This window comes from Shewanella sp. Arc9-LZ, from assembly GCF_010092445.1.
Classification (GTDB): Bacteria; Pseudomonadota; Gammaproteobacteria; order Enterobacterales; family Shewanellaceae; genus Shewanella.
The window spans coordinates 2,089,552-2,102,195 of record NZ_CP048031.1; the positions used below are offsets into that span (position 1 = coordinate 2,089,552).

A 12,644-nucleotide genomic window follows, 5' to 3' on the forward strand; every position below is an offset into this window, starting at 1 on the left:
ATAAAAAAGACCTCAATGAGGTCTTTTTTATATTTGATTTCGAACTTTTGCTGATTTATTTTGCAGATTTAAGTGCAGGTAACAACATCAACAACCAAATAACACCATAAACAGCAAAACCAAGCATCATCCATTGTGCCATGCTGACAGACAGCCACGACCATGGTGAGTCACTACACATGCCTGTTGGCGAGAATACTGAAGGTAACCAGGTGTCTAATGGCATAAAACTGGGGAATTCGGGGTAAAAAGAACAAGTCGCAAACGGTGAAGGATTAACTTGCATCTGGTTTAGATCATAAGCTAATTTGAAGCCCCAAACCGCCGATACAGACCATCCAGCCATACCCACAAATCGTAACAACCACACTTTCGGTTGTAGTATCCCTATCAGCGCAGCCAGAATAATACCGAGTACAGCAACCCGAATATAAATGCACATGACACACGGCGCTAGATCCATTCCATATTGAAAGAAAAGGGCTGCCAATTCCAATCCAATGGCGGACAATAATAATAAACCCCAAGACAAACGGTTATGGCAAAACTGCTGTAGTTGCGACAATTTCAGTTCCTAATAAATGTGTTAACAGATAAAAAAACACCCTCAAATGAGGGTGTTTACACAAACAATAGAGACTTTAAGATAATTTATCTACTAAGTCCAATAAGCTGATTTAATTAATGCCCCATTGCCGCGCCACTGATGTCTTTGGCTGAGTGGTGGATAATTAATTGAGTTTCATAAAGTAAATCAGTCATGTCGACTAAGAAACCTGACTCAATGGCCATCACGCCCACAATTGATAATACAATCGTATAAGGCAACGCCATCCATACCATACGGCCGTACGATAAACGAATAAGCGGTGCTATGGCCGAGGTTAACAAGAACAAGAACGCTGCTTGTCCATTCGGCGTAGCCACAGAAGGTAGGTTAGTACCGGTATTAATTGCCACAGCAAGTAAGTCAAATTGATCTCGAGTGATTTGGCCACTCATCAATGCTGCTTTCACTTCATTAATGTAAACAGTTCCCACAAACACGTTATCACTGACCATAGATAACAAGCCGTTAGCGATGTAAAAAATCACTAACTGCATATTGCCTTCATAACCTAATGCCCATTGGATCACTGGAGCAAACAGTTCCTGGTCAATAATCACACCAACGATGGCAAAAAATACCGCCAATAGTGCAGTGAAAGGTAAAGCTTCTTCAAATGCTTTACCCAAAGAATGTTCGTCGGTTATACCATTAAACGCAGTGGCTAAGATGATGACTGATAAACCAATGAGGCCAACAGAAGCTAGGTGAAGTGCTAAACCAGCAATTAACCAAATACCAATAAGGGCTTGGATAACCAATTTCATTTTATCTTGATTGGTTCTGTGCGAGTCTTCATGAGTGGCGTAATCAGTTAAAATCTTATGTACTGCATCAGGTAATTGTGCACCATAACCAAAGACTTTGAATTTTTCGACAAGAAAACAAGTGAATATACCTGCAACCAATACTGGCATTGTCACTGGCGACATCCGTAAGAAAAACTCACCAAACTGCCAATGGGCTTGGGCCGCAATGATTAAGTTTTGTGGTTCGCCAACCATGGTGCAAACACCACCAAGAGCGGTACCAATGCCTGAATGCATTAATAAATTACGTAAGAATGCTCGGAACGATTCTAATTCTTCATTGTTTAACTGTTCAGTTGTTTCAGATGTATGGTCGTGACCATCATTAAAACTCTTTCCTGAAGCCACTTTGTGGTAGATAGAGTAAAAACCAACGGCAACAGCAATAATAACCGCGATGACCGTTAACGCATCTAAGAACGCAGATAAGAATGCCGACGCAGTACAAAACATCAATGAAACGATGATTTTCGAACGTACTTTGGTAATCATCTTGGTAAATACAAACAGTAACAACTGCTTCATAAAGTAAATACCAGCGACCATGAAGACTAAAAGTAACAATACTTCTAAGTTTGCTTCAATTTCATGTAGAACTTGCGAGGGAGATGTCATGCCAATAAATACGGCTTGAATTGCGAGCAAACCGCCGGGCTGAAGTGGATAACATTTAAGTGCCATTGCTAGAGTGAAAATAAATTCAACGACTAGCACCCATCCAGCGATAAATGGACTGACATAAAAAAACAGCAGGGGATTTATTACTAAAAATGCCAAAATTGCGTATTTGTACCATTTAGGTGAATTGCCTAAAAAGTTTACAAATAGCGCCTGACTTTTGGTTACAGGCATATCAGCCTCTCCGATATTGTTATTGTGGCAGTATTGTTACCATTTTTTGATAGCTTACAATACATCATTATTTTCAAATAGATTTGGGAGAATAGAGGCAACTCAGATTAGAAAACTTGATAAGCATCAATTTTTCGTTAATTGAGTTTAAAATTCAATTCGATTGAACTGAGTATTTTGGCCAATTACTCTCTGTTGAATAAAGATATCTTGTTATAGCAAACAATGTGTTAGCAAAATAGTTTACTCACTAACTACGTATGGCTCTTATTTTCATCGCTAGTGTAGCTTAAAAAAAATCGAATTGTAACGCTGTTATTGTCGTTAGAATTAACACGTAGCGTTAACAAACTAGCTACATCATTATATACTAAACTTAAAGAGTTCTATCAGATAAATTGATGATATGTCGATGATTATAGTAGTTTAATGTGATGAATATTCAATTATTGATTTTTGCTCAGTTTAGTTGTTTGAAAATCAATCGTAATGAGCGTAGTGATTAAACAATGGTTTTTATTTTCTACCGCTCTGGTATGATCAGTCACAATAGTTTCGCCATTGTTTAGCAATAGGATATGAAGGCTGATGATCATCAATGCCAAAGGGCCAGCGAGTTTTGCCGAGAAATATATTGTTCGTTCCATTTGGGAAAACAAATTTCCACCGGGATCAATTTTACCTGCTGAACGTGAGCTCTCTGAACTTATCGGTGTTACTCGAACAACGTTAAGAGAAGTGTTACAACGTCTTGCTCGAGATGGTTGGTTGAAAATTCAACATGGTAAACCTACCCAGGTGAATAATTTTTGGGAAACGTCTGGGTTAAATATTTTAGAAACCATTGCTGATTTAAATCCGGATGGTTTCCCGCTACTTGTCGACCAATTAATGGCTGCTCGTGGTAACGTAAGCAACATTTATTTTCGGGCCTCCATTCGCCACAATCCTGAAAAAGTAGTTGATGTATTAGCGGGTATTCATAGCTTAGAAAATGATGCAGAAGCGTATGCTACATTTGATTACCAATTGCATCATACATTAGCTTTTGCATCAGGTAATCCATTGTATGTATTGATTTTAAATGGTTTCAAAGGTCTTTATAATCGTGTTGGTCGATATTATTTTTCGAGCCAAGAAGCTCGTGAATTAACCATGCGTTTTTATGTCAAACTTGAAAAGTTAGCTAAAGATAAAAATTACTCTGACGTACCAGCATTAATGCGTATCAATGGTATCGAAAGTGGCAAAATGTGGCAAAAATTACGTGATGATTTACCTGCTGAAATGGGTCATGATAAATCCTAGTGAATTAGTGAATTAGTGAATTAGTGAGTAAAACCTCTCATTTACACTTAAAAAAGAGCCAATCAAATCGATTGGCTCTTTTTTATAGCATAACTCATCTCGTTCAAACCACAGACTGTAAACTAGATAGACTTTATGCTGCTGTTTCTGGACACATTGATAAGGTACTAACAATGCCTAAGTCATCAAGTTGCTCCAAGGTGACATTAAATCCCCATAATCGATGTAAATGCTTTAATACCTCTTGATGATTGTCTGCCAGCGGGATGCCGTCAAATGGTATGTAGCGTAAGATAATTGACCTGTCACCGTTCACTTGCACTTGTTGTACTTGTATATTGGGCTCGATATTCGACAGATTATATTGTTGTGATAGGGTGTTGCGAATATCTTGGTAACCTTGATCATCATGAATGGCCGATATTGATAGTTGACTGCGTTTTTCATTATCTAAAATACCAAATAGCTTAAAGTCACGAATCACTTTAGGTGATAAATATTGGCTAATAAAACTCTCATCTTTAAAGTGTTTCATGGCAAAGTGAACCGTTGTCAGCCAATCGCTGCCTGCAATGTCTGGAAACCATTTTCGATCTTCTTCAGTGGGGGTTTCGCAGATGCGTCTGATATCGATAAACATTGCAAACCCTAAAGCATAGGGGTTTATGCCACTATAATGTGGACTATTATAGGCAGGTTGAGCGACCACTGCGGTGTGATTTTGCAAGAATTCCAACATGAAACGGTCGGTAACTTTATCGGTATCATATAAGCGATTGAGTATGGTGTAATGCCAAAAAGTTGCCCAGCCTTCGTTCATCACTTGGGTTTGCTTTTGTGGGTAAAAATATTGCGCCATCTTACGTACTATGCGCACCAATTCACGTTGCCAAGGTGCTAATAATGGTGCGTTTTTTTCAATAAAATATAAAATGTTTTCTTGAGGTTCACTGGGGAAAATAGCCGTCGTTTCAGGGGTGTCTGTTTGTGGTGATGTAGGCAGCGTTCGCCATAAGTCATTCACTTGGCTTTGCAGATAATCTTCACGCTCTTGTTGTCTTGCTTGTTCTTCTTTGAGTGACACTTCAGCTGGACGTTTGTAGCGGTCTACACCGTAATTCATTAATGCATGGCAAGAGTCTAAGGTCAGTTCAACTTGCTCTACACCATAACGTAATTCACATTCACGAATATAATTCTTAGCAAAAACTAAATAATCAATAATCGAACTGGCATCGGTCCAGGTGTTAAATAAATAGTTATTTTTAAAAAAACTATTGTGGCCATAACAGGCGTGAGCCATAACCAATGCTTGCATCGTGATGGTATTTTCTTCCATTAAATAGGCGATGCAGGGGGCGGAATTTATCACAATTTCATAAGCTAACCCCATTTGGCCGCGCTTGTAGCCTTGTTCTGTTTGGATAAACCGTTTACCAAATGACCAATGAGTGTAACCAATGGGCATTCCTATCCCTGCATAGGCATCCATCATTTGTTCCGCGGTAATAATTTCAATTTGATTCGGATAAGTATCAAGTTTAAAGAAAGCCGCGGCCTGTTCAATTTCATATTGATATTGTTGCAGTAAATCAAATGTCCACTCGGGACCATCATCTAACGGGTTACGTTTATGTTGAACCATGATAGCCTCCTATATAGCTTGTTTTTTAAAGAGTTCACGGAAAACGGGATAGATATCTTCAACTTGGTGAATATGCTGTACCGCAATGTTGTCAAACTGCTGTTGTAACTGTTCATATTGATGCCACAAGGTTTGATGAGCCCGATGACTGATTTCGATGTAACTGAAATAGCGTACTTTGGGCAGAATATGTTTTGCTAATATTTCATGGCAAGTGGGGGAGTCGTCGGACCAATTATCGCCATCAGAAGCTTGAGCTGCATAGATATTCCATTCATTTTCAGGGTAACGAGCTTGTTGTATTTCATGCATCAGTTTTAATGCGCTTGATACTATGGTTCCGCCGGTTTCTTGTGAGTAAAAAAATTCGTGTTCATCGACTTCTTTTGCCTGTGTATGGTGGCGAATATATACTACCTCGAGGTTCTGATAACTGCGGGTCAGAAATAGATACAATAGAATATAAAAACGTTTAGCCATATCTTTGGTAGCTTGATCCATCGAACCTGACACATCCATTAAACAAAACATCACCGCTTGACTAGAAGGGACTTCGCGTTTCGCATAGTTGTTATAGCGTAAATCAAAGGTATCGATAAAAGGTACTTTAGCGATTTGCTGCTTGAGCACTGTTATTTGCTCTTTGATGGCTATAATCCGCTCGGCTTGAGCGCCAGGAGTATCTTCTAATACCGCAAGTTCGGCTTCCAATGCCTGTAGTGCTTTCTTTTTCCCGCCGCTCATGGCGATGCGTCTAGCGAGTGATGAACGCAGTGATCTGACAATATTGATATTGGCGGGTACGCCATCATTGGTGAAGCCTGCGCGATAGGTTTGATATTCAACCAATTTATTAAGGCGATTATTCTGTAAGTTTGGCAGTTCGAGATCTTCAAACAACAATGCTAAATATTCATCTTTTGAAATAGTAAATACAAAATCGTCGTCACCTTCGCCACTATTTGAGGCATCGCCTCGACCTGCACCGCCTTGGCCATCTTTAGGCCGTTGAATTTGGTCTCCACGATTAAATTGATCATTGCCAGGATGAACTCTGTCCCTTATTCCACCTTGTCCTTGCCTAAAAACGGGCTCACTGAGATCCCGCTTGGGAATACTAATCTGTTCACCTTTATCAATATCCGTAACACTTCGGCGTGTTACCGCATCACCGACAGCTTTTTTGATTTGTTTTTTATAGCGTTCAATAAAACGCTGCCGATTAACAGTGCTTTTTCCTTTTGCGTTGAGTCGTCTATCAATAAAATTTGCCATACGTCGCTCCCAAGTCTTATGTTTGGTAGCGCCCTGGTCAGCGGCGCTACCAATTATTGGGTGTCTACGATGATTTACGCACTCGTAAATACCATTCTGACAATAGTCTGACTTGTTTTTTGGTGTAACCTTTTTCCATCATGCGATTAACAAAGTCGTCATGCTTACGCTGATCGTCATTCGATGTTTTGCCGTTAAACGAAATAACGGGCAGCAAATCTTCAGTGTTGGAAAACATTTTTTTCTCAATCACGGTGCGTAATTTCTCATAGCTAGTCCACAGAGGATTATTACCTTCATTATTGGCTCGAGCACGTAAGACGAAGTTAACAATTTCATTGCGGAAATCTTTTGGATTACTGATCCCCGCTGGTTTTTCAATTTTCTCCAATTCAGCATTTAAGGCACCACGATCAAAAAGTTGTCCTGTTTCTGGGTCGCGATATTCTTGATCTTGGATCCAAAAATCAGCATAGGTAACATAACGATCGAAAATATTTTGTCCGTATTCAGAATACGACTCAAGGTAAGCGGTTTGGATCTCTTTACCGATAAACTCAACATACTTAGGGATTAAATAACCTTTAAGAAACTCTAAATATTTCTCACTTATATCGTTAGGAAATTGTTCTTGTTCAATTTGCTTTTCCAGTACATAAAATAAGTGGACTGGGTTTGCGGCGATTTCTGCACTGTCAAAATTGAATACTCGTGACAAAATCTTAAATGCAAATCGGGTCGATAGCCCTTGCATGCCTTCATCTACGCCAGCATAGTCACGATATTCTTGGTAGGATTTCGCTTTGGGATCGGTGTCTTTTAAGCTTTCACCGTTATAGACGCGCATTTTAGAATAAATAGACGAGTTTTCGGGCACTTTTAAACGCGATAACACGCTAAATTGTGCCAGGGTTTCTAAGGTCCCAGGAGCACAAGATGCAGTGGATAATTCAGAATTAGCCAATAATTTTTGATAAATTTCCATTTCTTCAGATACCCGCAAACAATAGGGCACTTTGACAATATAGACGCGATCTAAAAACGCTTCGTTATTTTTATTATTCCTAAACGCGGACCATTCTGACTCATTAGAATGGGCCAAAATAATACCGTTATACGGCAAGGCCGATAAGCCTTCAGTACCGTTGTAATTGCCTTCCTGAGTCGCAGTCAATAATGGATGAAGTACCTTAATGGGGGCTTTAAACATTTCAACAAACTCCATCAACCCTTGGTTTGCACGACATAACGCACCTGAGTAAGCATAAGCGTCGGCATCATCTTGTGAAAAATGTTCTAACTGACGAATATCAACTTTACCCACCAAAGCAGAAATATCTTGGTTATTTTCGTCTCCGGGTTCTGTTTTAGCAATACCGATTTGATCGAGCACCGATGGATACACTTTTACGACTCTAAATTTTGAGATATTACCACCATACTGGTGTAAACGTTTTACTGTCCATGGTGACATAATCGTTTTGATATAACGACTTGGTATGTTGTATTCGTTTTTGAGTAGTTCACTGTCTTCTTCAGGATCAAACAGACAAAATGGGTGGTCGTTGACAGGACTACGAACGCCATCGGCAGTTAATATGTAAATCGGCACTTGTTGCATTAATGCTTTGAGTTTTTCGGCCAGCGATGATTTACCGCCACCGACAGGGCCTAAGAGATATAATATTTGCTTTGACTCTTCTAAGCCTTGAGCAGAATGTTTCAAGTAGGCCACGATTTGTTCAATCGCATCTTCCATACCATAGAAATCTTTAAATGCGGGATACTGTGCAATAACACGATTAGAAAAAATCCGACTTAAAATTGGATTTTTTGCTGTGTCAATAATCTGCGGTTCACCAATGGCCATGAGTAACCGTTCGGCAGCAGACACATAGGCACTTCTGTCTTGTTTACAGATATCGAGAAATTGCTCTAAGGTATATTCTTCGTCACGTTTTTTTTCATAGCGTTGTTGATAGTGCTCAAAAATGCCCATAGTAACCCCCTCAAAACGTACAGTTGTATGACGTAAAAAGCCTGAGTGATGAATGCGATGGTCAAGAATGTAATGTTAAATCTGTTAGCGCAATATTAGGCTTTACGACTAAAGTGTAGGACAGGGTAAATAACTTGGCGAAGTTTTAATGAAAAATAAATCAAATAAAAACAATAACAAACAGTAGCATTTGCAATAGTTGCAAACATAGTCTGATGATAGGCAGCGTACTTTAGGCGGATAAAATGACAAAAAAAGGAGCCAGAAGGCTCCTTTAGTTTTTGCAGTTAATCGAAATTAAGCAGCAAAATTCTTATTAACAAATTCCCAGTTAACAAGCTGCCAGAAGTGAGCTAAATATTCTGGACGTGCGTTACGGTAATCAACGTAGTAAGCATGTTCCCATACATCTACAGTTAATAGAATCGTAACAGACTCATCTGTTAACGGTGTAGCAGCATTGCTAGTGTTAACAATCGCTAATGAACCATCAGCTTTTTTCACTAACCATGTCCAAGCGCTACCAAAGTTATTTACTGCAGAATCAGTAAATTTAGCTTTGAATTCTTCAAAAGAACCAAAAGAAGCATTGATAGCAGCAGCGATATCGCCAGTTGCTTCGCCGCCAGCATTAGGTGCTAAGCAGTTCCAGTAAAAAGTGTGGTTCCAAACTTGAGCCGCGTTGTTGAACATACCGCCAGTTGAAGTTTTAACAACTTCTTCTAGTGTTTTGCCCGCAAACTCAGTTCCTTCAACTAAACCGTTTAGTTTAACCACATATGTGTTGTGATGCTTACCATAATGGAACTCAATGGTTTCTTGAGAAATGTGTGGTTCAAGTGCGTTCTTTGCATAAGGTAATGCTGGTAATTCGAAGGCCATTAGTATCTCTCCATGGATTCAGGTTATCGTTTTGTTTACCCATCAGGTAACATTGCTCTATTGCTATTGTACTGATTATTTTTGTGATGTGAATCATTGTTTAGGGAATTATGTGGATTGCAGTAATCGATTTTATGGATTTTAGATAAACCCTACAAACTGTGGCATTTTGTTCTTAGTCTAGGTGTCGTACAATAGACATTATGTATTCAGTCGTCGTACTTAGGAAATCAAATGGAAACTGTAGAAAAGATTAAACAGCAAATTACCGAAAACCCAATTATTGTGTACATGAAAGGTTCACCTAAATTACCAAGCTGTGGATTTTCATCTCAAGTTGCTCAAGTGATGATCAACTGTGGTGAACAATTTGCGTTCGTAGATATTTTACAGCATCCAGATATTCGTGCTGAATTACCAAAATTTGCTAACTGGCCAACATTCCCACAATTATGGGTAGAAGGCGAGTTAATTGGTGGCTGTGACATTATCACTGAAATGTTCCAAAAAGGTGAACTTCAACCAATTATTAAAGCAACTGCTGATAAATTCCGTACAGAAGACGCAGCAGAGTAATTGCAGATGATTGAGTGTTTACGCACTCAAAAAAAGCCCCAAAGCGAAAGGCTGTTGGGGCTTTTTATTATTTTTTAAAACATGTACTTACAAAGCAGTGCTTCTGCATGCGGTTACAGAAAGTTACTTTTCAACCTGTGGCTTTTTCACGGCAGGTAAAATCAAGTTCATCAAAATAGCAACAATACCGCACAAACTTATCCCCGTTAAGCTAAACGAGCCAATACCAAACGCCATTCCGCCAATACCAAACACCAACGTTACCCCGACAATACTCAGATTACGAGGTTCAGATAAATCGACTTGATGACGAATTAAGGTATTTAATCCAACAGCTGCAATCGAGCCAAATAATAAGCACATAATACCGCCCATTACCGGTACAGGTATGGTTTGCATCATGGCACCCAATTTACCGACAAAAGCTAGGGTTATCGCAGTGATGGCTGTCCAGGTCATGATCCGTGGATCAAAACTTTTGGTCAGTGTAACCGCACCGGTTACTTCACTGTAAGTGGTATTAGGCGGACCGCCCAATGCCGACGCTGCTATCGTAGCAATACCATCGCCAGTAAGGGTGCGATGTAAACCAGGCTTTTTAAAATAGTCTTTACCCGTCACGTTAGAAATGGCTAAAATATCGCCGATATGTTCAACCGCTGGTGCAATGGCAACTGGGATCATAAATAGAATCGCATGCCAGTTAAATTCTGGGGCGACAAAGTTTGGCATGGCTAACCAAGCCGCTTGAGTAACTGGGGTGAAATCGACAACACCAAAGGCTAAGCTCACACCATAGCCAACCAATATACCCGCCAGAATAGGCATTAGTCGGACCAATCCTTTAGCAAAAATCGCTACGATTATGGTGGTCATTAATGCCGAAAGTGAAATCGTTAGCGCGACATTTTGCTCTACGATGATCAAGCTTCCATCACCACTTTTACCTAATGCCATATTGACGGCTACAGGCGCTAAGCCTAAGCCAATGATCATAATGACTGGGCCGACAACAACCGGAGGTAATAAAGTATGTATAAATCCAGTGCCACGAAGTTTTACTGTTAATCCAAGTAGCATATACACCACGCCAGCAGCCATTAAACCGCCCATGGTGGCAGGAATACCCCATGTTTGTACGCCATATAAAATGGGCGCAATAAAGGCAAAGGAAGAAGCGAGGAATACAGGTACTTGACGTTTAGTGACTAATTGAAACAGTAGGGTACCGAAACCGGCTGTAAATAATGCGACACTGGTGTCTAAACCCGTTAATAACGGCATTAGCACGAGTGCCCCAAAAGCGACAAATAGCATTTGTGCGCCTTGAAGCGGAATTAACACGCGTTTCATATTGTTCTCCATCATTATTTAGAAAGTTAGCGTGTGATTAAACGGCGCGAATTGTCACATAAAAGCGATAATATGCATAACAACTTTGAGGACGCTGTAGCGATTATTGTTATTTGATATGGCTACAATACTGGGTCAATTTGGCGGCAGTAAAAAAGAGTTTTCGTTATCCATTACTCGATAGAATTTTATTATGATATAATTTGTTCACTTATATTTGCTGCGTTTATGTTATCAGATGCTGAAAAAACTAATTAATCTCATTACGTTACCACTAATTGCGTTAACCTCGATTACGCTTGTGCATGCTGCTGAAGTGAGCAAGCTTGATGAAGCCGATATTACGGTAGCTTCACGCGCAAACGATGTGAAAAATAACGCCCTTAAAGAGGCATTAGCTGCCGTTTTCTTAAAAAACTCTGGTCTGCCGAGTGTAGTATTAAACCCATTGGTAAAAGACCAAATTAATAACCCAGAAGTCATTTTGACTCAATACGGTTATTATGAGAAAAATGGTGAACTCATGCTCAAAGCCAGCTTTGACCATCAACGGGTTATTTCAACGTTACGTCAAGCCGGTTTACCTGTTTGGGGCAGTCAACGACCATTAACCTTGTTATGGATGTCGGTTGATGAAAATAATGAACCGTCTATTTTAGCTGATGCTTCTTCAGCCGATATTCGATCAGAGTTGGCTCAAGAGTCTAATAATAAAGGCATTCCGTTATTGCTGCCTATTATGGATTTGGATGATGTGATGCAAGTGAGTATCACTGATGTACGTGGAATGTTTACTGATGTGTTAGCTAATGCATCTACCCGTTATCAAGCTGATTACTTCGCTATTGCCAATTTGGATACTCAAAGCAGTAACGTTCATTTCACCATCAAATTATTTGATAAAAATAGAACTAATGGTGTACTACAGCCGTTAATTTCACAACAGGGTGAAGCGACGGATTATCAACAAGCCACGAAGCGAATGATGAACATTCTGGCCGATTATTATATTAGCCAGTTTGCCATAGCCTCGACAGGCAGTGATGTAGCTACCCAAGTCAGCTTTACTGGGTTAAACAACATGACTCAAGTGGTAAATATTGAAACCTATCTTCGTCAGCTTAGTGCGGTGAAATCCCTGAAACTTAGTCAGTTTAAGGGTGAAGCAGCCACTTATACGATAGAATTGTTTAGCAGTGTAGATGATTTGCAACGATTGCTTAATATTGATAGTCGGTTATCAAAATTAGATACCGTTGGCAGTGTGGAGTCATTTTATGAGTCTAAGGCCGACAATTCTACGCCTAAATTACTTTATCAATGGTTGGGCCAATAAGT

10 protein-coding genes are annotated in these 12,644 nt (G+C 39.7%); 3 read left to right on the forward strand and 7 right to left on the reverse strand.

The window, feature by feature from the left end; translation table 11 throughout:
- Positions 1–55 precede the first annotated feature (55 nt).
- Positions 56–565, reverse strand: coding sequence for a disulfide bond formation protein DsbB (gene dsbB / locus GUY17_RS09070; RefSeq protein WP_162022934.1), 510 nt, complete (start codon positions 563–565; stop codon positions 56–58).
- 116 nt (positions 566–681) lie between these two features.
- Complete coding sequence (gene nhaB / locus GUY17_RS09075; protein WP_101087585.1) at positions 682–2,268, reverse strand: sodium/proton antiporter NhaB; 1,587 nt, start codon at positions 2,266–2,268, stop codon at positions 682–684.
- A 588-nt stretch (positions 2,269–2,856) separates the two neighbouring features.
- On the opposite strand from nhaB, the gene fadR reads away from it, so the two are divergent.
- On the forward strand, positions 2,857–3,576 hold the full coding sequence (gene fadR, locus GUY17_RS09080; protein ID WP_101087586.1) for a fatty acid metabolism transcriptional regulator FadR: 720 nt from the start codon (positions 2,857–2,859) through the stop codon (positions 3,574–3,576).
- A gap of 133 nt (positions 3,577–3,709) precedes the next feature.
- Here fadR and GUY17_RS09085 read toward each other — a convergent pair whose 3' ends face one another.
- The 4 genes from GUY17_RS09085 to sodB all read right to left on the reverse strand — a co-directional run bounded on the left by GUY17_RS09085 (position 3,710) and on the right by sodB (position 9,377).
- Complete coding sequence (locus GUY17_RS09085; RefSeq protein ID WP_162022935.1) at positions 3,710–5,221, reverse strand: SpoVR family protein; 1,512 nt, start codon at positions 5,219–5,221, stop codon at positions 3,710–3,712.
- Positions 5,222–5,230: 9 nt separating this feature from the next.
- Positions 5,231–6,496, reverse strand: a complete 1,266-nt coding sequence (locus GUY17_RS09090; RefSeq protein WP_162022936.1) for a YeaH/YhbH family protein — start codon at positions 6,494–6,496, stop codon at positions 5,231–5,233.
- 64 nt (positions 6,497–6,560) lie between these two features.
- On the reverse strand, positions 6,561–8,495 hold the full coding sequence (locus tag GUY17_RS09095; protein WP_162022937.1) for a PrkA family serine protein kinase: 1,935 nt from the start codon (positions 8,493–8,495) through the stop codon (positions 6,561–6,563).
- Between the two features lie 297 nt (positions 8,496–8,792).
- A complete protein-coding gene (sodB, locus tag GUY17_RS09100) occupies positions 8,793–9,377 on the reverse strand; it encodes a superoxide dismutase [Fe] (protein ID WP_011637213.1) in 585 nt (194 codons plus the stop codon).
- 234 nt (positions 9,378–9,611) lie between these two features.
- Here sodB and grxD point away from each other — a divergent pair, with 234 nt between their 5' ends.
- Positions 9,612–9,953 (forward strand): Grx4 family monothiol glutaredoxin, encoded by a 342-nt coding sequence (grxD, locus tag GUY17_RS09105; protein ID WP_101087590.1) that lies wholly within the window; start codon positions 9,612–9,614, stop codon positions 9,951–9,953.
- A 123-nt stretch (positions 9,954–10,076) separates the two neighbouring features.
- Here grxD and GUY17_RS09110 read toward each other — a convergent pair whose 3' ends face one another.
- Entirely contained in the window at positions 10,077–11,306 is a 1,230-nt protein-coding gene (locus GUY17_RS09110) for a uracil-xanthine permease family protein (RefSeq protein WP_101087591.1), read from the reverse strand.
- A 238-nt stretch (positions 11,307–11,544) separates the two neighbouring features.
- On the opposite strand from GUY17_RS09110, the gene GUY17_RS09115 reads away from it, so the two are divergent.
- Positions 11,545–12,642, forward strand: coding sequence for a DUF2066 domain-containing protein (locus tag GUY17_RS09115; RefSeq protein WP_101087592.1), 1,098 nt, complete (start codon positions 11,545–11,547; stop codon positions 12,640–12,642).
- Positions 12,643–12,644: the final 2 nt, after the last annotated feature.